Below are 21,420 nucleotides of genomic sequence, written 5' to 3' on the forward strand. Positions count from 1 at the left end.
TTGGGAAGTTTGCCCTGCCATCAGATCGAGGTGTCGGGAGTGAATGCTTGCCGCAGCGCCGCGATGGCTAGGTCAACAGATGGGCCTTCTATGGATGGCGGATCAGGACGCTCACAGAACTCTCGCCACACGAACAGGGTCAGTTCTGCGCCGTCGGTTTGGTTGGAACCGTCTGGAAGCGAGCCGAAGGTTTGCAGCGATCTGTAGCGTTCGTCCTGCCAGAACAACGCCTCGACCCACGGGTAGATCGGGATGAAATGGAAGTGAATGGAGTGACCCGCGCCATGGCCGAAACGGCCGATGTAGAGGCGGTTGGGATGCAGGTGGGTTTCGATGGCTTGCTGGATTTGAGCTTGCAATACACCGAGTTCGGCTAGGGCTTCGATGGGTAAGGTTGCCAGCGCGTGGGTCATCTGCTTTGCGCTGAGCATCAGGTAGCCCGGGAGGTGGCTGTCCCGGCGGTGGTTGATGAGCCAGTGGGTGGTTTCGTGGATGACGAGATGAGGGGGTATATGCATAAGGTAGCCCTATGTGAACGCTGCAGCCTGTTCTGCCGAATGGCAAAAAGAGCAGGCATCTTATGGAACAGCTCACAGACCAAGCCAAGGGATCCATGAGGATAGCTTCGCGTGTCCACAGCGAAGGCAGGTGACTTCAAATGCTAACCTCTTCCAGCAAGCCTGCTGAATATATTACGTCTTCTGGCTTTAAGTTCGACATCAAGCAAAGTTAATACTTGAGTTAGAAAGGTGTACAGATCACCTTCGAAATAATCTTCAACGAAAGATGTGTCCTGCCCAAACGGAGGATGTACATACTCCAAGCCTTCGGGCCCCATATGACTTTTAATGTAATTTCTGATCTGTTTTTTGAGAAAAACGACATTCAATAAATTGCGCTCATCAACGTATTTTTCAACTATCTCCTCCAAATTCAGAGGCGTAAATTGCGCTTTGTCGTCGTCAGATAAAAATTCACCCACACCGTCACCGACATCGAAAATGAAGTCAGTCATTAATCCGTACGCCATAACGCTAGTCTCTTAATGATGGAACGGATGCCGGCGAGGCAGTTCAATCTATGGCGCCCGTCGCTGATGAACAAGCTCGTATGAATACTCGCGCTTGGCACTCTTCGCATCAAGCAATCCAGAACAGCGATTTTTCCCTGCATGAAACAGCGTCCTCCAAAGGATGGATGAGTCCATCAGATGTGCATCAGAAGGCTCCGGCGAAAAAGACTGAATGAGATATCTTGTCGAGCCCTGGATCTGCAGATAACCCAAGGACGCCAATGCTCAGTTCGCTCATCTCAAATGGTCAGCCAAATACACCCGACCGATTAGAACCGGTAGTTCCCTGGTGGAGCTTTACGAAAACAGTCCTGGCGGCAACGGCCCTCTCCTTAGTGCGTGATGGGCTGATCGGACTGGACGACGCTATCCCCGATCAGCTCTTCACATTGCGCCAACTACTGCGGCATGAGGCTGGGCTCGCTGATTATGGCGAACTGGTGGATTATCACGCCGCCGTTGCAAAGGGCGAGGCAGCGTGGTCAGCAGACGAGATGATACAACGCCTGGACGGCACTCGACTTCGATACAACCCCGGAACCAGTTGGCGCTACTCGAATGTCGGGTACATGCTGATCGGCAAGCTTATAGAGCGACTAACGGACCAGGCGCTTGATGATGCGGTGAGTCAACGAGCACTTAACCCGTTGGGCCTGTCGAACGTTCGCTTCGCCAAAACGCGAGCAGACTTACTAAAGCCCCCTCTTGGAAGTACCTCTAATTACGACCCCGCCTGGGTCTACCATGGCTTGCTCATCGGCCCGATTTCGCGAGCGGCGGTATTCTTGGATCGGCTCATGTCCGGTGGCCTTATCCCGACAAACCTGCTTCAGGAAATGCAGGCAGCACGAGCATTGGGCGGCGCGATCCCCGGTCGTCCGTGGGTCACGGCCGGCTATGGCCTTGGTGTCATGCAGGGTTCGATTGATGGCAGTTTTACCCTGTGCGGACATACCGGCTGCGGACCTGGCAGCGTCATTGCCGTTTACCGTATCTGCGACGGTGACACATCGGCGTGTTGCGCAGCGTTTGAAGTGAACGCCAGTGAAGGAGCGGTCGAAGCCTTTGTTGCTGAACAGCTGATCCAAGTCCTGCGTCAGGGGACGTGATTGCCGAGAGGTACCCCAGCGCTCAGGCCAGAAGCGGCCATTGGCGTCGGTACACACTCACGACCACTCACTGTTCAAAATGCCAACGGTCATGCAGCATACGTTGACGTTAACAGCAGCGGCGGAACAACCGTTCAGTCGCTCTTCAAGCAAACCCTAAACAAGGACGCGAGACGGGAAATGAAGCTAATCGCTGCGCAGATTCTCCCTGTGCCGGGGGAATACGAAAAAAACATCGCCAGACACATTGAGGTCATCCACTTGGCGGCAAGCCAGGGTGCCAATCTCGTGCTGTTTCCCGAGCTTTCCCTCACGGGTTACGAGCCGAGGCTGGCTAAAGTCCTGGCGGTGCATCCGAGTGATAGCCGTTTTGATGAGTTCCAGAGATTGAGCGACCGGTACGGGATGCTCATCGCTGTGGGTGCACCAACCAGGGGAGCTAAAGGCACCGAGATCAGCATGATCAGTTTCCAGCCCGGGCTGGAGCGCACCTGCTATTCGAAACAGCATCTGCACCCTGACGAATTACCTTTTTTCACACCGGGCACTCGGAAGCGTGTGCTGAGTCAGGCAGATTTAGTCCTGGCCCCCGCCATCTGCTACGAATCACTGCAACCCAGCCATGCAGAAGAAGCCGCAGCGTCTGGCGCTCAGGTGTATTTAGCGAGCGTGGCGAAGTCTGCGAGAGGGACTGCACTGGCAAACAGTCATTATCCGATGATTGCCAAAAAGCATTCCATGACGGTGGTGATGGCGAACTGCGTAGGTCCCGCCGACGATTATGTCGCCGCGGGTGGCTCTTCAATCTGGAACAGTCACGGTGAACTTGTGTGCAGCGCCGATGCCGTTAGCGAGGCATTGGTGGCGTACGACATTCTGACCGGAGAAGCGAGCGTTTTCAGCCTGGTTTGAAATCCGCTCATGCGCTCCCCCCCGTCAGGAATGACGGGCGACTTTGGGTCGATGGCTTTCCACTGCGACAGGCGCTGATCGACCAATAACGGTCGTTCGCAGGCTCGGCGCTAATGTCCTGGGTGTCGCTGTCGTCCAGGCTGTGGTAGTCGCAGCCGTCTCAGAGACGTACTTCAGCCACTCACCTGGCCAGGTGAACACTCAGCATTCGGCCTCGTTCGTTGAGGTGCCGATTTCCTGGCAACCGCCCTCCTGAACGTCATGCCCTCCTCCGAAGTCATAAAAACACTTCAGCCACGCCCATCAAGGTGCCTTATGCGTTTGATACCCGAACTGAACAGCGAAGCTAACGTGCTGATTTGCGGCGCCAGTCGAGGTATCGGCCTGGCACTCTGCGCGGCATTGCTGGCTCGCGATGAGGTGGCTGAGGTGTGGGCGGTGTCGCGAAGCGCCACCACCTCCACAGAGCTGGCAACCCTTGCAGCGCAATATGGCGACCGTCTGAAACGCGTCGACTGCGACGCGCGGGATGAGCAATCCATCGAAGCGCTCGTGAGCGAAACGCTTGCCGGATGCGGCCATCTGCACCTAGTTATCAGTGCGCTGGGCATTCTTCATCAGGACGGCGCCAGAGCAGAAAAAGGTCTGGCGCAACTGACCCTTGCAGGCCTGCAAGCGAGCTTCGCGACCAACACCTTTGCGCCGATCCTGCTGCTTAAACACCTGCTTCCGCTACTGCGCAAACAGCCTGCTACGTTCGCGGCGCTCTCCGCGAGGGTTGGTTCCATTGGGGATAACAGATTGGGCGGCTGGTACAGCTACAGAGCCAGCAAAGCGGCGCTCAACCAGTTGCTGCACACCGCCAGTATCGAATTGAAACGCCTGAACCCTGCCTCGACCGTCCTGGCCATACATCCGGGCACGACCGACACGGAGCTGTCTCGGCCATTCCAGGCGAACGTGCCTGAGGGCCAACTGTTCGAACCGGCGTACTCGGCGGACCGCATTCTTGAGGTGGTCGGCGCACACGGGCCGGCCGACAGCGGGACCTTTTGGGACTGGAACGACAAACCTATTGTCTGGTGACGTGTTCCACTCGCGGAAACATCAATTCAACAACTACTTCGCCAACGCTTTCACCAAGGCTGGCGTCACATAATGCGGGCCATCGAACAGGTAAAGCGGGTAACCGTCGTAGGCGGCCAGCTGCGGTTTGAGTTCGGCGGCCGTTGCGGAGCGGAAGCCGCCGCCGTAGTTGGGGCGGAAGGCTTCGACGATGATGCGCACGCGGTCCTTGCCCAAGCGTTCGCGCAGGGTGTCGGCGTAAGTGCGGGCGACCGGTGCGGTGCGGGCGTAGACGCCGACCCCGTCCTGAAAGAACACGCCGATGTCGTCTGGCAGCCATTGCTTAAGCCAGTCTGCTGTGGCGGCCGGGCCGATGTTGGCGCCGTCATAGACGCTGATCCACAACGGACGCGGAAGCTTGGCCAGCAGCGCGGGCAGCTCCTTGGCGCGGGTCCAGCTGGGGTCGACTTCAGCCGGGAAGTAATAGCCCGTCACGTGCAACGGCGTCGGCAGTCTGGCGATGCGCTCCGAGACGGCAGCCAGTTGCTCGATGTTGTCCCGGGAGCGGTTCTCGCTGAAATATCCGGCCAGGCCGATGATTACATCTTGGGCCCAAGGCTCTTTGGCAATACGTGCCCAATCGGGCAGCACCGGTACGCTCGGCAGACCGGTGCCTGGCACGAATGCCTGATCGTCGACCACGGTCCATTGCACCAGCAATTCCCTGGCACCCAGCTGGTCCCATTGCCCCTTGATGCCGACTGTTTTGTTATCGGGCTGCCAGACAATTCCAACGATGCCGGGGTCCAGCCGTTTTTGCGTGGTGGCGTAAAACATGGCGGTGCCTGTGACAAGTGTCGCTGCAAGCAGCAGAACACCTAGAGTGGCACGCCGGGGGGTCCTGCCGAGAACTTTCAAGGAAGCGCCTTTTTGATGCGCTGGTGCCACTGATTCAGCGACGTCACGCCCTTGGCGTTCCATTGGGTTGCTGCATCGGGGCCCAGGTGGAACTGACCCTCGTTGAATTGCCAGACGATCACCTGCGGCTTGTGCTGAGCAAAGTCCGGTGATTCCAGGTACTGCAGTAGTGTCGCCCAGGGGCCGACGTCGCCGGGGTTCCAGGTCAGTGTGACCGGGCGGTCCAGGGCGTTGGACAGTTTCTGCGTATAGCCAAGGTAAGGCTGCACGAAGCTGTTGCCGATGACCTGAACAGGGGCCGGGGCGTCATCGATCAGCAGGTCTTTCTCGACCTGATGGCGCACGGTGTAAATGTCTCGGCCGATGGCCTTGCGCTTGATGGACGGCAGAAAGTTGCTGGCCAGATCGCCGAAGGCGCGTTTGTCGAACCATTCCCCCAGCACTGCACCGCCGCCGGGCTCACCCTGCAGGCGATAGCGTGCGGTGATCAGTTTCGCAGTGGCATCGGCTGTGTTTTCAGCGCTCCAGGCGGTCCAGTGGTAGTCGGCCCGGTAAAACGCCGTCTGCTTGCCTTGCTCGGTGGCTTGCAGAATCGGCTTGATGTTCAGGGTCGTCAGGCCAGCCTTGGCCAGTTCGCCTTGCAAACGGTCATAGCGCTGCACCACGGCCGGGCTCAGCGGATGGTCGGCAGGCAGGCGCTGGGCGTAGAACGGCGCTTTCATCGGCACCACCAGCACCACGAGCGCGATTTTCTCGCGCTCAAGTTGGTGTTGGACGTCCTTGATCAGGGCGATGTCGCGCGCAATGCCGGGGTTATCGACGGTGTTCAGGCTTTCCCACGCAGGAAATAACCAGCCGCCCTGCCCGGTGATCACTGCCGAATCGGCCTGGGCAGCGGTGCCGGACAGGCTCAGCAGCGCGCCGGCGATCAAGCCGGATACCGAAGGGCGGCGCAGGATGTGGCGAGGTTTTACTAGGAAGGTCATGGGGCAGTCTGGTCAACGAGGCCGATCAGGCGGGGGGTCTGGCGTGAGCCGACCAGGAACAGGCTGTAACGGTCACCGGCCTTGAAGGGCTCAAGCTTGAGCGGCAGGCTGGCGCTTTGATCGCAGCTGGCAATAAGAGTCGCCTGCACCGGATTGATGGTCCGCTGCGCCTGGCCATTGAGCGGCAGCTGGCTGAACACGCTGGAACCGTTGGCCAGCTTGATCTCGGCTTTGTCACAGCCGGCGCTGAGGTTGTAGACGTTGAGTTCGGCGCGCAAGTCTTTGCCGCGCGGCTGCGGGTCGATCACCACCCGGGGGGCGGCCACCGGATCGCTGTTCAGAATCACCGTGACAAAGGCGTTTTTCGGAACGTTCAGGCCCTTGAGCTCACGCTGGTTGACCGTAATGCGCAGCGGTTGCCGCGAATCCACCACCTGGAAAGGACTGGCCACCACCGACTGCGCAGACAGGGCAACGCCGGGCTTGTTGTCCACGCTCACTTGCACGGCGCCGTCGGCGGGATTGACCACCCGCACCCAAGCCGAGCCTTCCGGCAGTTTCGGCGCATAGAGTTGAGCGATTTCCGACGCAGCCTGAGCCACTGTCGACGCCATGCCCAGGCTCAGTCCGAGCCCCATCAGCCAATACATACGAGGGTGCATATCCGTCCTCAATAGGAGTAAGTCAGGCGAGCGAAAACACCTTTGGCGCGGTCATCGCCAGACACTTTCACTCGGTATTGCAACGAAAAATCCACATAGGAGCGCGGCGCGTTGTACGCGTCTTCGCGGAACCAGTAGCGCACGTTGTTGCCCACGCCGACGCCAGCGGCATGGCCGGAAGAATATTCGGTGCTGCCGTCGGAGCGGGTGTCGCTGTCCATCTTCGAGTCGTAGTCGTACGCGGCCACCACGTGGGGGAATGTCACCCAGCGCGAGCCGGCACCGCCAATGGCGTAGCTGCGACCGCCTTGCCATTCGCTGTTGATGTAGTTGCGCGAGTCGTTGACGTAATGACCGGTCTCGGCGAACAACTGCGACGTCCACCAGCTGGGGACATCAACCCGCAAATCGGTGCCGATGCTGGCGCCGTAACCCAGGCGCAACAGCCAGTCGCCGTCGATGTCGGAGGACCCCAGGGGAAAGATCCGTTCCACGGCCGCCATGACGTTCAGCGAGGTGAACGGCTTGACCCGCACGCCCAAGGCGCCTTGCAGCGCATCCAGGCCGGTGTCCGAGTCGCTGTTCTTGCTCCACAGCGTATCGGTGACCCGGCCATACAGCTCGACGAAACGGGCGTTGCGGTAACCCAGCGGACGCCACGACAGTTCGGTGCTGTTTTGCAGGCTGTCGTTGCTGCTACTGCCGCTCCCGTTATTGCCATTGCTGGTGCCGGTGCTGGGCGCCGAGCTCAAGCCACTGCTGGAACTGTTGCCGCGATAACTGGTGGTGCTGGTCAGGCCCCAGGTGCGCGACACATCGGCCACGGCGCGGCGGGTGTCGAACAGCTGCTGGTCGGTCATGTCCAGTTCGCCGGCATTTTTGGCGTCGATAACCCGCTTGAAATAACCCACAGCGTGTTCGTCGTCACTGACCCGCATCGCGTTGTAGGCCGCGTCCTGAGTCGCCGTCGGCGCTAGAGGCGTTGCGGCGTCAGCTTTGCGGAATGACTCATGGGCGCTGTCATCGTCGCCGGCCTGCACCGACAGGTAAGCCACTTGCAGGTCGCTCATGCCGTCCAGCTCGCCAGCGTCGCGGGCTACCTGCAAACGTTCCCGCGCCGTGCGACGTTGGCCCAGCTCGGCATAAAGGCTGGCTTCTTCATACGTGGGCAGGCTGCCCAGGGCCAGGGCCTGGGTGAAATCCTTGCGGGCACCGGCATCGTCACCGGTCTGCTGGCGCAACCGACCGCGCTGGGCCAGCAGGCGGGCGTCGTCGCCATTGGCTTGCAGGCCATCGCTGGCCGCCGCTATCGCTTCGGGCAAGCGCTTCTGCTCGGTCAGGGCGCTGACCAGCAGGCTGCGATAGGCCGGATTCTGCGGCGCCCGGCGAATGGCTTCGCTGGCCAGAGCCGCAGCCGAAGCGGCGTCCTTTCGGGCCAGCGCAGCGTAAGCCTGCACCGCCGTGTCCGTGCCGCCATCGCGCTGGTTGCCCGGCCAGATATCGCAGATCAGGCCGAATGCGCTTTCCTGGCAGTTAAGGGCCGGCGCCGGAAAACGCGTCGCGGTTTTCAGGCCATTGTTCTTCTGGCGCAACGCGACCTGGGCGGCGGCGCGACGGCGGGCAACTTCACCGCCCGTGTCGGCGGGCAGTTTCTGCAACTGGTCCAGAGCCTGTTGCGGCGCGTTGTTGGCCAGCGCCAGGTCGGCGGCGAAAAAGCGAATCTCGCGCACTTCAGAATCCAGCAAGCCTTCGATGGACAAGGCCCGGTTCAAGTCGGCCTGTGCCGCCTGAGTCCTGCCCTGACGATCAAGTGCGTAGCTGCGCAGAATCCACGGCGCGGTTTCGCCATCGTCCTGGGCCAGCGCGCCGGTGGCGGCCAGTTCGGCGGCGCGGTAATCCTGGGTCGCGATCAGCGCGCTGATCAGCAACTGCTGGTGAGCGCCGATTTCCGGTGCCCAGGCCACGGCCTTGCGGGCTTGATCCACGGCCAGCGGCAGGTTGCCTTGTTCCAGGGCGCGATAACCGGCGATGGCCAGTGGCGCGGCCAGTTGGCGGCGAATGGCTTCGCGGCGCATCAACAGGGTGTCGTCATCCGGGAAAACCCGCAGAGCTTCGGTGGTGGCCTGATCGGCTTCTTCCAGATGCTGTTGGCGTTGCAGGGATTCGATCAGCAGCAGGCGATAATCCATGCGCTTGGGTGCCTGGGCGATCGCTTGGCGAGCGGACTGCGCGGCGACGCCGAAGTTGTCGCGATCATAGGCCTTGAACGCTTGGGCCGCCGCGCTGAAACCGGGGGCCGGGCGCGACGGCGACTGCGGGTAGCGCTTGGGGTTGTCGCGCTGTTCCTTGTCACGTTGTGCCTGCACGATCAGCCGGTTCAGACGGGTGACATCGGCCCGCTGACGCAAGGCTTCGCGGGCCTTGGCGATGGCCAGGTCGTAGTCCTTGCGGTCGTAGGCGCTGTAGGCCTCACTGGCCGCCTGGTAAGCGGGACCGGTCAACGGTAGGGGCAGAACTTCGCCATGGACCAGCGCAGGCAAAAGGGTCAGCCCCGTGGCCATGAGCGTCAGGAAGGGGCGGTTCATGCCGGGAGCTCCGTTGGGTAATGACTGTGCTGACGGGCCACGGCCTGTTCGATGGTGGTCCGAGGCAGCACGCCGCTGTCGACGAGATAGTCGCCAATGCGGCCGTGGTGCTGCGGGCGGTAATTGAGCATGGTGCGGTTGAACACGTCGCGGTCAAGCAGCCCCATTTCTATCAACAGGTCGCCCAGCATCGGCGCGCGGGCATTGGGCACCGGCTGGCCATCGAGCGCGTAGACGTTGCGCAATTGCGCGACGATCTCGCTTTCTCGGGCGATCAGTTGTACCGGCTCGCTGCCCAGCTCATCGCTGATCTGTTGCAGGCCTTCGGCGGACAGCGGGCTGGCGACAGCGATCTGCGCACGGCCTGCCTCGTTGGTCCCCAGCGGCACAACACGCCAGCGCAGGGCAAACTCGTCGGCCAGCAGCGAGGCGTCGGCTTTGTGGGCGACATCGAACACCCGCGGCAGATCGTTCTGGAAGGCGATGGCTTCAGCCAGGGTTTCGTCATCCAGCCAGCCGTGGCTGAGCAAAATGCGGCCCAGTGGCATATGGCGGGTTTGTTGTTCGTCCAGCGCCGTTTGCAGGTTGGCGTCGTTGATCGCCTGCCAGGACAGCAACACGCTGCCCAGCTTGCGCGGTGCGGCGGCCACCAGATCGGTAGACGGGAAGTCGTGCATGGTCTTGTCCCAGACCAGCTTGCGATTGAGCGCCTTGCCCACCAAAAACATGCGCCACGCCCGGGAGGCGGCCATGAAGTTGACGAAGTTGCCCACCACCATGCGCGGGATCGACAGCAGACCGTGCTGCCAGCCATACAGCACCGTCGTGAAGTAGCAGCGGTGCAGGATGCGCCAGCCCAAGGCCAGACCGTTGGCAATCAACAGGTACTTGATCCAGCCGTTGGATTCGAACGGCGTCGGGAAACTCACGTTCCACAACCCGCTCTGGCGCAGGATAATCAGCGCTACCAGTTGCACCAGGATCACGTAGGCCAGGATGCTGACAAACGCTGTCACCACGCCCTTGCGGTCGCGAAACAGCAGGTATCGGTTGGCCAGCGAGCCGTTCCAGCCCATCTGCTCCCAGCCTTGCAGGCCGATGCCGAGGGTCCAGCGCGCTTTCTGGCGAAACGCCGTGCGGAAGGTGTCCGGGAAGAATTCACGGACACACAGCGGCATTTTCAGGGTGGATTCGTAGGGTTTGCGGAACCACGATTTGCGCAGCACCCGGAATTCCACCGGGAAGCGTACGAAAATGGCGTTCATGCCGACTTTGGCCAGGCGCGCGCCAACGTCGTAGTCCTCGGTGAGGCTGTCGGTGTTGAACGGCTGGTTCTGGGTTTCCCCGGCCAGCACTTTCAAGGCCCGGTGCGAGAAGCAGGTGCCGACGCCGGCTGAGGGCACGGTATCGGTCATGCTTTCGCGGACCACCAGGTCCTTGCCGTGCCATTCGGCGAACTCGTCCATGTACGTGCCGGCTACCCATTCGTACCAGTTGCGTTCCAGGGAAACGACCGGCAGCTGGATCATGTCCTTGCGCGGCAACAGGTAGTTGAACAGGCGCAATTCCAGCGGGTGCAGCACGTCTTCGCTGTCGTGCAGCACGACGCCGGCGAAGGTCATGCCGTGGGTCTGTTCATGCAGGAAAATCGCCTGAATCACCCAGTTCAGGCAGTCAGCCTTGCAGGTCGGACCGGCATGGGGGACTTCCACGCGATGCAATTGCTTGTAACGCCGACGCATGCGCTCCACCTCATCGATGGTGCGCTGGTCGTTGATGTAAGTGCCGACGAAGACCACGTAGTTCTGGTAGTCGAGGGTCGACACCATGTTCTCGATCATCGGCGCGATGACGTCGTATTCCAGCCAGGCCGGAACCATGATCGCCAGTGGCTGTTCGTCCCGGTCCAGCAATTGCCGGGCGGTCAGTGGCCGGTATTTGCGGTCCGCAGTGAACTTGCGAAACAGGCGGCGAGACCAGTACCACAGGTCAATGAACAGATCGTCCAGGCTGGAGATCAGGATCAGCACCGCGACCACAATGGTCGCGACCTCCAGGAAGCTGTAGTAATGGGCCAGCCAGTACGGCCAATAAAGCGACGTCATCGAAGGGTTCCGTTACTGGCGATTGCGACGGGCGCTACGGCCAGCCAACATCAGGATGAGCACCAACAGGATGCCGCCGGGGATCAGCCACAACAGCGAAGGTGTGCGCCAGGCGTCCAGGCCCTTGGGCTCTTCTCTGTCGATGAACTGGCTGCCGTTTGGATCCTGGGTATCGAAGGTGTTCACGACACCGTTGTCGCCCAGGATTGACACGTCGCCGCGGGTCAACAGCACCGGCTTGGCGAACACAGGGGCTTCGCTGCCAAGAACGCGATAGACCAGACCGTGCTGACCACCGGCATCCACCGCCTGCAGTGACGCCAGGTGGTTGAGCGGCGACAGGTCCAGCAGCGGCTGGTCCTTGTGGTTGATACGCAGGCGACCCTGGTCATCGACCTGAACCGATTCCTTGCTGTCCTTGAGCGGCAGCTCGAAGGCCAGGAAGTCTTTGTCCGGCGTGACCGTGGCTTTAGGATCGCTGCTGACTTTCAGTTCAGCGCGCAGCGGCGAAACGCCCGCCCCGTCAGCCACCGAGATCACCTGCGGCAAGCTGCTGGCCGGGTGATCCAGGTAAGTCTGGGGCACGAGGATCTGAGTGTTCGTTGCGTAACGGGCGGCCATGCCGGAGAAACCGTCATCCAGGGAAATCTTGTCCAGCACGATGTGGCTGGTCGGCAATACGGAAACCGGGAACGCTTGCGGCGTTTCCAGGCAGCGATCACTGACGGGCTGACGCTGGAACGAGACCCGCAGGACGTTCCTGGAACCCAGGGCGTAGCTCGGGATGCGCGCTTCGATGCGTTGCTTTTCGCCGTTGGCAAGCAACTGTTGCGCGCCGATCAGGTAGTCGTTGAGGAACAGTGACGCCACCGGAGCGGTGTCCGACGCGCCAGGGGCGGCGGACACATCGATCACGGCCTTGACGGGCAGACGACCGTCGTAGGCCACGGTGCCCAGCGGGAACGAAGCGCTCCAGTCGGACTTGGCGAGCACGTCGATGGTGCCGGGGTTGCCGCCCAGATTGCTCAGGGCCACACGGCCGTCGGCACTCAGCGGCATCTGCGCTTCGCTGACGGTCAGCGTGCGACTGCGGGCCAGTTTGTTCCAGGCGCTGCTGAACAGGGCCATGGCCTTGCCGGCCGCGTCAGGGGCGATCATCAGTACCGGACGAGTGCCGAGCAGCGCCAGACGCACATTGTCCGTACCCTTGGCGGCCATACCGGCGTTCACGTGACGTTCGCGCCATTGAGTAAACGCACCGCCCGCTGAGGCATCCAGACCTTGAATCTGACTTTGCAGGGCGTCCAGGGATTCGTTGATCGCCTTGAGCAATTGCGGGTCGTTGATGGCCAGGTCGGCCTGCACATCGGGGGTCTGGCCGAGCATCAGCAATGCGCCGATTTCCGCCGGGTTGGCCAGCGTATGCGAGCCCTTGCCGTTGAGGGCGGCGAAGGCCGGAATGCTCTGCAGTTCGGCCGGAATGCGCAGGGCGCTGAGGTCAACGCTGTCCTGTACGGCAGGGAACGACAGGATGCGCGCATGTTTGCCGATCCGTTCCAGGGCCACGCCCAGGCGCCAGGCGGCGTCGTAAGAGCCGGCTGCCAGGCCGCCCGGAGCGACCATGATGCCCGGCTTGCCCGGCAAGGCACCCCAGGCAGCGCCGACGTCCTGCAACAGATTGGCGTCGTAGCTGTAATTGAGGCGGGTGTCGGGTTCGATGCGCAGTACGTTGCCAATCGCGCGTTCGTCTTCACACAACACGCGAGACACGATCGACGACCAGGCCACGCCCAAGCGCACCGAACCGCTGTTGCGAGCGGCTTTGTCGACGCCCAGCGTGGAGCTGGCGTTGCCTTGCGCTTCGCTGAGCCCTTCGGCCCGTACCGGATAACCGTCCAGGGACAACAGCAAGGTGTTGCGACCGCCCTCCCCGTTGAGGTAACTGGCATCGAAGGTCAGCGACGCGTCGGTCAATGGCACACCGGCTGGAACCGGCAGGTACAGTTCGCGGCGCGAATCCGTGGAACCGAGCACGATGGGTGCATCGATGCCCAGATCGCTCAGGCGAATCTCCCGGTGTTGCTGGGTATCGGCATTGAGTCGGTTGATCGCCTCGGTGAGCGGGCTGTCCGCCGCCAGGGCAAAGTTGGGCACGAGCGCGAGCAGGCTCACGCCACAGACAAGGGCGCTAAGCGCGCCCGTTTGGGTGGCAACGGAAGACTTCATTAAGGCAGATCTCAAGCTGATAGAGGGGCGGTCGTTCGATCGGTCGTTATTGGTACGTGGAAGCCGGACGGTCGCTGTCCGGTGCCGGGGCGCGTTGCCCATGCTCAAGGTATTTGGGCACGTGCAGCTGGCCGACCACGAAGTCGTTGACCGGGCGGCCCATCAAGGCATCGACGATGCGCGAACTGGCCTTGCCGTCGCCATAGGGGTTGGCCGCCTGGGACGCGCGTCGCCACAGCAGGTCATCGTCAAACAGCGCGTTGACGCCGCTGATGATCGAGTCCGGTGACGTCCCGACCAGCCGCACGGTGCCGGCGGCAACGGCTTCGGGCCGCTCGGTCACCTCGCGCATGACCAGTACCGGTTTGCCCAGGCTCGGCGCTTCTTCCTGCACGCCGCCGGAATCGGTAAGGATCACGTGGGCGCGCTGCATCAGGCGCACGAACGCCAGGTAATCCAGCGGTTCGATCAGGTGCACATTGGCCAGATCGCCCAGGTGCTCGGTCACCGGGCCCAGGACGTTAGGGTTTAAGTGCACCGGGTAAACGATCTGGATATCGCTGCGCTTGGCCAGTTGACGCAAGGCTTTGCAGATGTCCAGGAAGCCGTCACCGAAGTTTTCCCGACGATGGCCGGTCACCAGCAGGACTCTGCGGTCGCCCCGCAGGAACGAGAATTGCTGATCCAGCCGGGTACGCAGTTCAGCGTTTTCCTCAATGCGTCGAGCGGTCAACTGCAGGGCATCGATGACCGTGTTGCCGGTCACGAAGGAACGCCCTTGCAAGCGCTCGCTCAGCAGATTGCGGCGCGACTCATCGGTCGGGGCGAACAGCAGGTCGGCACTCAAATCGATGCAGCGGCGGTTCATTTCTTCAGGCCACGGGCTGTAGATGTCACCGGTGCGAAGGCCGGCTTCGACATGACCCACAGGGATGCGGCGATGGAAGGCACACATCGACGCCACCATGGCGGACGTGGTGTCGCCATGCACCAGCACACGGTCGGGCCGGGTGATTTCCAGCACCGGATCAATCGCTCCGTACAGCGCGGCGGTCAGCGAGTTGAGGGTCTGGTGCGGCGTCATCACATCCAGCGTGAAATCGGCTTTCAGATCGAACAGCTCCAGCACCTGCTTGAGCATGCTCTGGTGTTGGCCGGTGATGCAGATCTGCGAGTGAATACCCGGCTCTGCAGCCAGCGCTTTCACCAGCGGCGCCATCTTGATGGCTTCCGGACGTGTACCGAAAATCGACAGGATCTTAATCCCGGAATGACTACGAGCGATGATGCCCTCCTCACACGGCTTGTCCGCGCCTTCTCGATGCTCCAGGCGTGATCGCCTCTTGAGCAAACAGAGATATTGAGTTTATGGGGCCGGGGACTTAATCAGAATGGAGGCTTGATATTTCACTTCGTGTGAGATGGCGCATTGCCTTGCTTCCCGGAGCAGGCCGGATTATTAACATTAATATCGATGACTGCAAAGGCAGATATGCAAAATGAATGTTTAATTCGCCAGTGTGAAACTTTCGAAGTAATGGACAGTCACTTAGGGGTTTTGTTTTAGTTAAGAAGGGTAACTTACGAAGCAACTAAACAGGCGTTTGCGCCAGTGTTTCCGGGGAAACGAGCATTAACACGCGCCGCTCGTCTGCAAAATTGGATCTTTTCTTATATACCGTTGTCGCGACGAAAGCTATACCAGGGTTTGCATAGAGACAGTTAATCCAATGCACTTTCAATAGTCACCCTAATGGCGCCTGTATATTGTCGAAACCGATAGCGAGAGTGTCTGACAATACATGTCGAGTTGCAAGCCCGTTATGTATCGGAAAGGAAATAGTTGAGGTCGCCGCGCGGTGGCTTTCATGCAGCGCAAGGCATCTTCGCTGTACTTACCTGTTCAGCGTGATGCCTTCGGGGGGGGAAAATTCGCTTCGAATGGTCAGGGTCAGGGTCGGTGTGCATTAAACCGTGCCTCGCCTCGATCTCGCGCGACCTTGTCGCCCGCCAACAGGCCACCCTGAAAGCCCACGTCGGGCGCAAAGGGGAAGGAAACATCCACAGCCGACGCGCGCCAACCTGACTGCCGCTCCTGCCAGGCATGCCTCCCAGAAAGAAGCATGCGGCAAGAATCGTTTAGAGCGTGCCCGCTACGGTGCGCACCTCTTCTGGTGCAGCTTTGGTTTCTGACAAGGCGCCGGCATAGGCGCCAGCCGCCATGGCTACCGGATTGCCGCCCCCGCCGATCAGGCCTTTGGCCCCACCTTCGGCGATATGCAAACCGCCTTCGACACCGCCTTTGAGTATCCCGCCAACACTGCCATCAGACTCACCGATGCCTGTCGCCACGCCACTCAAACCGGGGACCATCCACATTGCCTTGCCCACTTCGCCAGCGGCGGAAGCCAGGCCGTTCTTGTCAGCACCTTTCTCGTCCACATGGGCATCCCTGGTCTGACTCCGGGCAGAATCGCCGGCGGAATGCGCACTCGCCCCGCCGCCGAACGGCTGCAGCAGAGCCCCGATTAACTTATCAAGCAGCTCCATCAAGGGAGAAGACGGCTTCGACGCCTCACCGCTGTTGCTCAACCCCTGACTTTGCTCAGCCAGCGACTTGTTTTGCATAACGGCCGGCCCGCCATTCCCGGCAGGGCTGCCATAGTTGACCGCGCCCGTGGCGGACTGCGTGGCGTACTGCGAATTCTGTGTGCTCTGATCAGCCCGATAAATCGCCGAGCCGCCGCTGGCCAGAGCCCCGGTGCCTTGAGCCACGTTGCTGAAGTTGCCGGTGGCTCGGCTGCCGCCATTGCCGGAATCAGTGGGGGTGTTCGACGGCTTTGCAGCGTCAGGGGTTGGTTTGCCGTCGGGCCTGGAGGCATGGGGGGTGATATCAGGTGTCTTGGGCGGCGAGGCGCCGAGTCCGGGTAATTTCACGTTTTTTCTCCAAACTGAAAGGTCGGTTGGCAGTGCCCCAAGCCCACTCATGACCGCTTGCACAGGTGCAGGCGTGCTGGATGTTGTAACGGGGCGATCGCTGTGAGGTTCGCGTGGTGAGTGGGTAGCCCTTGTGTGGCGCGGGAGGGCAGATCGGTTCCGCGTAAAGAAATGGGGCCGAAGGATGCTTATCTTTGCGGTGCATGCGGATACATCCGCAAACGAATGTTCTTCCCGTCGCGCGCTTCCGCGAGAGCGCTACTGCAAACGATGACCGAAAGAGAACGGCCATAAGCGTTCAACAAAATGCCCCTTGACCCATGCACCATCGCCATAGACGATTTCCCATCTCAAGACGAGGACTAAGACATGGTGCGGATTCTGGGCAGAGCGACTTCGATCAACGTGCGAAAGGTTTTGTGGGCCTGTACAGAGATCAACATCCCTTTCGAGCGTGAAGACTGGGGCGCAGGTTTCAAACCCACCAGCTCGCCCGAATTCCTTGCATTGAATCCCAATGCCATGGTCCCGGTCATCCAGGATGATGGTTTCACTTTGTGGGAATCCAACGCCATCATTCGCTACCTTGCCACGCGCTATGAGGCGTGGGGGCTGTATCCCACCGAAGCGAGAATAAGGGCAAGAATCGACCAATGGACCGATTGGCAAGCCTCAGACCTCAACCGGTCCTGGAGCTACGCATTCATGTCGTTAGTCAGGTATTCGCCTGCCCATCAAGATCCTGCCGCGCTTGCCGCCGGGTGCGCGGATTGGGCCCGGCACATGCAAATACTGGAGCGCCAGTTGGCTTCGACGGGCGCATATGTCGCCGGTGACAGGTTTTCGCTGGCTGACATACCGATTGCTCTCTCGGTCAATCGATGGTTTGAAACCCCGATGGAACATCCTGAATTGCCAGCGGTGAGGGATTATTATGAGAGGCTCAACGAGCGCGTCGGCTTTCGTTTGCATGGCAGAAATGGGGAGCCCTAGGGTCGATATTAAAAGGGGTACCCGTAAGGAGCGCCTGTTGCAGCTTTCGGCCCAGAGTGTGTAAAAAAGTACTGTCGGCGCATAGCGCCGACGGTTGTTAGCTAAGTAGGTTCGCGGCAAGCCCTTCTGCGTATGCGTCTGCTCAACACGTCTTGCTTAATGATCAGCGTTTGCCTGGGAGCAAGAAGTCTAGTTCGTAGATACACCGCCCCGCGCTCAAGAACGAAACCTCGCCCCCGAAATTCCATGCAGCAAAACCCCAGAAGCCACAAACGCCAACGAAGCGACCACCACATTCGCAAAATACCCGGCGCTCAAGCCATACAGCCAGGCGCTCAACAACCCACCCAGCGTGCCCCCCGTTTGATACACCGCATTGAGCGATGAATTAAGACTTCCTCTTCGCGACGCTTCAACCAGCCGCATGGCATCGCCCAATATCAGCGCCAGCATCAGGTCTCGTCCGAACGCGAAGGCCATGTAGGCCGCGCCTTGTGCAAACGGCGAGCCTTCGCCCCATGGGATCACCTGAATCACCGCCGCGATCGCTACCGAGGCAACGGCGCACAAACGCAACGGATTGTTGAATCGGCTGGCAAGCCTCGCGGAAAGCATCGCGCCGAAGAGTCCGCCGACCTCGCCAATGAAGATGACCGAGCCGACGGTATCGACGCTAAATGATGAAAGCCCGTGTTGCACGAGCCAGCTCGGGTAAAGCCCCAGAAAGACGTACACGCCAATCGACCAGCAAAAGTACGCCGCCATCAACGGGCGGGTTCCGGGGCTGGCCGACAGCGACGTCAATCGCTCCTTGTACATGGCCCGGCTAATTGTGGAGGAGGACAACGAGGCTGAAGGCGGTGCCTGGAAGGTGAGCGCCAGACCGGCAAGAGCGGCGCAGACAACCGCCAGGCCGATGACCGTGACTTGCCACGACAGCAGCCCTCCCACAACGACGCCCATGGAGAGTGAGCACAGAAAGGCAATCGGCGCTGCGGTGGTGACATACCCGGCCGCTCTGGCGCGCTTGGCCTCGGGGACATAGTCCGCCAGGGCGGCAAAAATGGATGCGCCGATCATCGGCATGAACAGGCCTGTCGCCGCACGGCTCAGCACGATCATCGAAGCACTGTGGGATGCGGCGGTGAGCAGCAGCGTGAGGCAGCAAGCCACGCCCCCCACGATGATGAACAGCTTCCTGCCGAGGCGATCAATCAGCGGGCCAAGCGCCAGGTTACTGATCAGCGCCACCACTGGAAAAGCAGCCAAAATCCACCCGGACTCGCTGGGAGAAAGGTGCAAATCACGCTGAATGAAAGGCAGCAGCGGAATCATCATCACTACGTTGAAGTTGATGATGAAAAACGCTATCCAGAGGATTCCGGTAACCAGCACGTGAGCCCCCCTTATAAGCGTGGTGTCCGACAGTCGAGCCGGCGTGTCAGGACGGCATCAGCAACTGCGGCAGTCCGGAAAGGTCCTTCAATACGGCGTCAGGTTTCCAGGCGGGATCGAGGGGTTCGCTCTCTCGATCAATCCAGACGCACCGGATCCCCAGTTCCTGGCAGACCTTCAAGTCACTGAACTGGCCCATGGCGACATGGATCGTCTCCTCTTTTGTAACACCCATCGTGGCGTAAGCGTGGCGGAAAAGCGCGTGATCAGGCTTGTAAGCCCTCGCCTGCCGGGCCGTGATAACGAAATCGATTGGCGTACCGATTGCCGTAATGGTGTCGGCGATAAGCTCATCCGAGGTGTTGCTGATGACGGCAATCCGGTAATGCTGGCGCAGCCGGGCAAGGGCTTTGGGTACGTCAGGGTGGGGCTCGATCCGCCTGAGGGTCGCGAGCAATGTCCCCAGGTCTGCCGCCGTGGCGTCATGACCGGCTTCACGCAACGCCTGGTTCAGGCTCGCACCGAGTACCGTTTCGTACTCAAGGAAAGGCGATTGTTGCTGATGCTCCATCGCTATCTCACGCAGGCGAGCCGCGAAACTTGCGATGCTTTCCTTTGAGGCCGTAACCGTCAGATGCCGCTCAAGGATGGAGGCAGCCGCGCGCCGTACGGCGTCATGCCATTGAACAAGGGTGCCATAGCAGTCAAAAGTGATGACTTTGGTGCGGGAATCAAGCTCAAGCATGGACGTGTTCTCCGAGGCTGCGCAGTGAGGTCGCGTGCTGATCAGGAATGTACAGGTACGCGCTTAAACTCAGTGGCCAGCATGCTTGAAGAGTTCCGCGGGAATGCGCGTCTGATCGGTCGAGCGCAGTCGGTTTCTTCGAACCACCACGTGGTTGCGCTAAACCCAAGCACATTCCCGCCATGACCGATCACAGGAATGCTTGAAGGTGAGAATGTGCGGTCATTGTTCGGGTCTTTTTTTGAGTAGATTCCAACCGAAGAGGCCCCGCCACCGATGAGGTCGCCAAACCCCTTTCATCTTGCTGGACTTTGTCTACGCTGAAAAGCGATGGGGTCATGAGGACCTCGACGTTCGCTCAGGAGTATTACCATGCACAAGCTCGTTTCGTCTGCGCTCATCACGGCGCTGATAACTGCGTCCGTTGTTCCTTTGGCCCTCGCCGAAGACGAAATGGCAAAGGGGATTCGTCACGACAATCGTGAGCTGGACAAGGGCGTGGATCATGATGCCAAGGAAGCAGACAAAGGCGTCAAGCATGACGCCAACGAAGTGGATAAAGGCGTTAAACATGACGACGATGAGCGTCATAAAGCGGATAAGCATCTGGATAAGGAAGCCAAGAAGCATCTCTAAGTGCGCTAATTTCTGTTTATTAATGGCTGTTATTTGAAAGGAGTGGTCGATGCGTTTTCTTTCTTCATCTCTGCTTGCAGCACTTATCGTCACAGGACCTGCGTTTGCCAAGGATGATCACCACGAGTGCGAAGCGGCACTCGAAAAGCTGAAGGCAGCGACGGAGGCTGACTTCACCTCGTCAGGTCACCATGAGCATCAACAGGCCAAAGCAGCCCATGAATCGGGCGACTTCAAGAAATGCGCCGACCAGGCGAACAAGGCGTTGTCCCACATCAAGGAGAAGTAACTGCGCGCTCAGCGGCTATGGGAGCGGCTCGTCTCAAGAAGGCCCCACCGGATGAATACGTTGATTTAGTGGGGCCGCCTTCAGCCGGGGGAGATCGATCTGGGCGAGGGGAATCACGGACTCGCACGGCGGGGGTGTTGGATCGCAACCCATGCGGCCATCGCCTACCCCCGCGCCAACAACCAGTCATCAATCATCCTCACCGCCCGCCCCACCTCAACCTGATCACTGCGAATATGCAGTTCCGGAAACACCGGCGGTTCATACGCCGAATCCACGCCGGTAAAGCCCGGAATCCCCCCAGCCCGGGCCCTGCGGTACAACCCCTTCGGATCCCGCGCTTCAGCCACCGCCAGTGGCACGTCCACAAACACCTCCACAAACCGCGCACTGCCAACAATCGTGCGGGCCAACTTCCGAGCCGAGCGGGTCGGCGAAATCAACGCCACCATCACCGTCAACCCCGCTTCGACCATCAACGCCGCGACTTCCGCCACCCGCCGCACATTTTCCTCACGATCCTCCGCAGAAAAACTCAAGTCGCGGCACAGACCGGTGCGCACGGAGTCGCCGTCCATAATGCAGGTCGTCAACCCGCGCGCCCGGAGCACCGGGTTGAGGCTGTCGACGATGGTGGATTTGCCCGCCGCCGACAGGCCGGTCAACCAGATGACCCGGGGTCTGGCGACGCACGTGGCCGGAATGATCGGAGTGAACGGATACGGCACCAGATTGTGGTGCTGCGTCAGGCCAGGGGTATGGCTGATCATGACAATGCTCCTCCT

The 21,420-nt window shown here is 60.3% G+C and carries 19 protein-coding genes; 6 read left to right on the forward strand and 13 right to left on the reverse strand.

What is annotated here, in order from left to right:
* Positions 1-20: 20 nt before the first annotated feature.
* Together IFT47_RS21780 and IFT47_RS21785 are read right to left on the reverse strand one after the other, a co-directional pair.
* Positions 21-518: an HIT family protein gene (locus IFT47_RS21780; RefSeq protein WP_192174061.1), complete on the reverse strand. Its 498-nt coding sequence runs from the start codon at positions 516-518 to the stop codon at positions 21-23.
* A gap of 143 nt (positions 519-661) precedes the next feature.
* Positions 662-1,015: a hypothetical protein gene (locus IFT47_RS21785; protein ID WP_244656014.1), complete on the reverse strand. Its 354-nt coding sequence runs from the start codon at positions 1,013-1,015 to the stop codon at positions 662-664.
* A gap of 278 nt (positions 1,016-1,293) precedes the next feature.
* Here IFT47_RS21785 and IFT47_RS21790 point away from each other — a divergent pair, with 278 nt between their 5' ends.
* The 3 genes from IFT47_RS21790 (at position 1,294) to IFT47_RS21800 (ending at position 4,179) form a co-directional block, all read left to right on the forward strand.
* Positions 1,294-2,181, forward strand: coding sequence for a serine hydrolase domain-containing protein (locus IFT47_RS21790; protein ID WP_192174063.1), 888 nt, complete (start codon positions 1,294-1,296; stop codon positions 2,179-2,181).
* Positions 2,182-2,361: 180 nt separating this feature from the next.
* The gene (locus IFT47_RS21795) at positions 2,362-3,093 is read left to right on the forward strand and encodes a carbon-nitrogen hydrolase family protein (RefSeq protein ID WP_192174064.1); all 732 of its coding nucleotides are present in this window, start codon (positions 2,362-2,364) and stop codon (positions 3,091-3,093) included.
* Positions 3,094-3,408: 315 nt separating this feature from the next.
* On the forward strand, positions 3,409-4,179 hold the full coding sequence (locus IFT47_RS21800) for an SDR family NAD(P)-dependent oxidoreductase (protein WP_192174065.1): 771 nt from the start codon (positions 3,409-3,411) through the stop codon (positions 4,177-4,179).
* Positions 4,180-4,212: 33 nt separating this feature from the next.
* Here IFT47_RS21800 and IFT47_RS21805 read toward each other — a convergent pair whose 3' ends face one another.
* The 8 genes from IFT47_RS21805 to IFT47_RS21840 all read right to left on the reverse strand — a co-directional run bounded on the left by IFT47_RS21805 (position 4,213) and on the right by IFT47_RS21840 (position 16,577).
* The gene (locus IFT47_RS21805) at positions 4,213-4,995 is read right to left on the reverse strand and encodes a hypothetical protein (protein ID WP_244656015.1); all 783 of its coding nucleotides are present in this window, start codon (positions 4,993-4,995) and stop codon (positions 4,213-4,215) included.
* A gap of 77 nt (positions 4,996-5,072) precedes the next feature.
* Positions 5,073-6,062, reverse strand: a complete 990-nt coding sequence (locus tag IFT47_RS21810; RefSeq protein WP_192174067.1) for an alginate O-acetyltransferase AlgX-related protein — start codon at positions 6,060-6,062, stop codon at positions 5,073-5,075.
* Positions 6,059-6,724 (reverse strand): alginate O-acetyltransferase AlgF, encoded by a 666-nt coding sequence (locus IFT47_RS21815; RefSeq protein WP_244656016.1) that lies wholly within the window; start codon positions 6,722-6,724, stop codon positions 6,059-6,061. Before IFT47_RS21815 ends, IFT47_RS21810 begins: the two co-directional genes overlap by 4 nt.
* A gap of 8 nt (positions 6,725-6,732) precedes the next feature.
* Positions 6,733-9,309 carry an NfrA family protein gene (locus tag IFT47_RS21820; RefSeq protein ID WP_192174068.1) on the reverse strand — a complete coding sequence of 859 codons (2,577 nt, stop codon included), beginning with the start codon at positions 9,307-9,309 and terminating at the stop codon, positions 6,733-6,735.
* Positions 9,306-11,414: a glycosyl transferase family protein gene (locus IFT47_RS21825; RefSeq protein ID WP_192174069.1), complete on the reverse strand. Its 2,109-nt coding sequence runs from the start codon at positions 11,412-11,414 to the stop codon at positions 9,306-9,308. Before IFT47_RS21825 ends, IFT47_RS21820 begins: the two co-directional genes overlap by 4 nt.
* A gap of 12 nt (positions 11,415-11,426) precedes the next feature.
* Positions 11,427-13,640, reverse strand: a complete 2,214-nt coding sequence (locus IFT47_RS21830) for a hypothetical protein (RefSeq protein ID WP_192174070.1) — start codon at positions 13,638-13,640, stop codon at positions 11,427-11,429.
* A 46-nt stretch (positions 13,641-13,686) separates the two neighbouring features.
* A complete protein-coding gene (gene wecB / locus IFT47_RS21835) occupies positions 13,687-14,904 on the reverse strand; it encodes a non-hydrolyzing UDP-N-acetylglucosamine 2-epimerase (RefSeq protein WP_342345387.1) in 1,218 nt (405 codons plus the stop codon).
* Positions 14,905-15,779: 875 nt separating this feature from the next.
* Complete coding sequence (locus IFT47_RS21840) at positions 15,780-16,577, reverse strand: hypothetical protein (RefSeq protein ID WP_192174072.1); 798 nt, start codon at positions 16,575-16,577, stop codon at positions 15,780-15,782.
* A gap of 369 nt (positions 16,578-16,946) precedes the next feature.
* Between IFT47_RS21840 and IFT47_RS21845 the strand changes: the two genes are divergently transcribed.
* A complete protein-coding gene (locus IFT47_RS21845; RefSeq protein WP_192174073.1) occupies positions 16,947-17,570 on the forward strand; it encodes a glutathione S-transferase family protein in 624 nt (207 codons plus the stop codon).
* A 216-nt stretch (positions 17,571-17,786) separates the two neighbouring features.
* Here the strand turns inward: IFT47_RS21845 and IFT47_RS21850 are convergent, their stop codons facing one another.
* Positions 17,787-18,965: an MFS transporter gene (locus IFT47_RS21850; RefSeq protein WP_192174074.1), complete on the reverse strand. Its 1,179-nt coding sequence runs from the start codon at positions 18,963-18,965 to the stop codon at positions 17,787-17,789.
* A gap of 46 nt (positions 18,966-19,011) precedes the next feature.
* On the reverse strand, positions 19,012-19,710 hold the full coding sequence (locus IFT47_RS21855; protein ID WP_192174075.1) for a haloacid dehalogenase type II: 699 nt from the start codon (positions 19,708-19,710) through the stop codon (positions 19,012-19,014).
* Positions 19,711-20,082: 372 nt separating this feature from the next.
* Between IFT47_RS21855 and IFT47_RS21860 the strand changes: the two genes are divergently transcribed.
* Together IFT47_RS21860 and IFT47_RS21865 are read left to right on the forward strand one after the other, a co-directional pair.
* Entirely contained in the window at positions 20,083-20,346 is a 264-nt protein-coding gene (locus IFT47_RS21860) for a hypothetical protein (RefSeq protein WP_192174076.1), read from the forward strand.
* 49 nt (positions 20,347-20,395) lie between these two features.
* Positions 20,396-20,635: a hypothetical protein gene (locus IFT47_RS21865; protein ID WP_192174077.1), complete on the forward strand. Its 240-nt coding sequence runs from the start codon at positions 20,396-20,398 to the stop codon at positions 20,633-20,635.
* Between the two features lie 164 nt (positions 20,636-20,799).
* Here the strand turns inward: IFT47_RS21865 and cysC are convergent, their stop codons facing one another.
* Complete coding sequence (gene cysC, locus IFT47_RS21870; protein ID WP_407073253.1) at positions 20,800-21,402, reverse strand: adenylyl-sulfate kinase; 603 nt, start codon at positions 21,400-21,402, stop codon at positions 20,800-20,802.
* Between the last annotated feature and the right edge of the window lie 18 nt (positions 21,403-21,420).

The sequence above is a fragment of the Pseudomonas sp. CFBP 13711 genome (assembly GCF_014842265.1).
Classification (GTDB): domain Bacteria; phylum Pseudomonadota; class Gammaproteobacteria; order Pseudomonadales; family Pseudomonadaceae; genus Aquipseudomonas.

Coding starts and splice junctions, on each gene's coding strand:
- IFT47_RS21780 (WP_192174061.1), bottom strand. CDS start 518: ATGCATATACCCCCTCATCTCGTCATCCACGAAACCACCCACTGGCTC.
- IFT47_RS21785 (WP_244656014.1), bottom strand. CDS start 1,015: ATGACTGACTTCATTTTCGATGTCGGTGACGGTGTGGGTGAATTTTTA.
- IFT47_RS21790 (WP_192174063.1), top strand. CDS start 1,294: ATGCTCAGTTCGCTCATCTCAAATGGTCAGCCAAATACACCCGACCGA.
- IFT47_RS21795 (WP_192174064.1), top strand. CDS start 2,362: ATGAAGCTAATCGCTGCGCAGATTCTCCCTGTGCCGGGGGAATACGAA.
- IFT47_RS21800 (WP_192174065.1), top strand. CDS start 3,409: ATGCGTTTGATACCCGAACTGAACAGCGAAGCTAACGTGCTGATTTGC.
- IFT47_RS21805 (WP_244656015.1), bottom strand. CDS start 4,995: ATGTTTTACGCCACCACGCAAAAACGGCTGGACCCCGGCATCGTTGGA.
- IFT47_RS21810 (WP_192174067.1), bottom strand. CDS start 6,062: ATGACCTTCCTAGTAAAACCTCGCCACATCCTGCGCCGCCCTTCGGTA.
- IFT47_RS21815 (WP_244656016.1), bottom strand. CDS start 6,724: ATGCACCCTCGTATGTATTGGCTGATGGGGCTCGGACTGAGCCTGGGC.
- IFT47_RS21820 (WP_192174068.1), bottom strand. CDS start 9,309: ATGAACCGCCCCTTCCTGACGCTCATGGCCACGGGGCTGACCCTTTTG.
- IFT47_RS21825 (WP_192174069.1), bottom strand. CDS start 11,414: ATGACGTCGCTTTATTGGCCGTACTGGCTGGCCCATTACTACAGCTTC.
- IFT47_RS21830 (WP_192174070.1), bottom strand. CDS start 13,640: ATGAAGTCTTCCGTTGCCACCCAAACGGGCGCGCTTAGCGCCCTTGTC.
- IFT47_RS21845 (WP_192174073.1), top strand. CDS start 16,947: ATGGTGCGGATTCTGGGCAGAGCGACTTCGATCAACGTGCGAAAGGTT.
- IFT47_RS21855 (WP_192174075.1), bottom strand. CDS start 19,710: ATGCTTGAGCTTGATTCCCGCACCAAAGTCATCACTTTTGACTGCTAT.
- IFT47_RS21860 (WP_192174076.1), top strand. CDS start 20,083: ATGCACAAGCTCGTTTCGTCTGCGCTCATCACGGCGCTGATAACTGCG.
- IFT47_RS21865 (WP_192174077.1), top strand. CDS start 20,396: ATGCGTTTTCTTTCTTCATCTCTGCTTGCAGCACTTATCGTCACAGGA.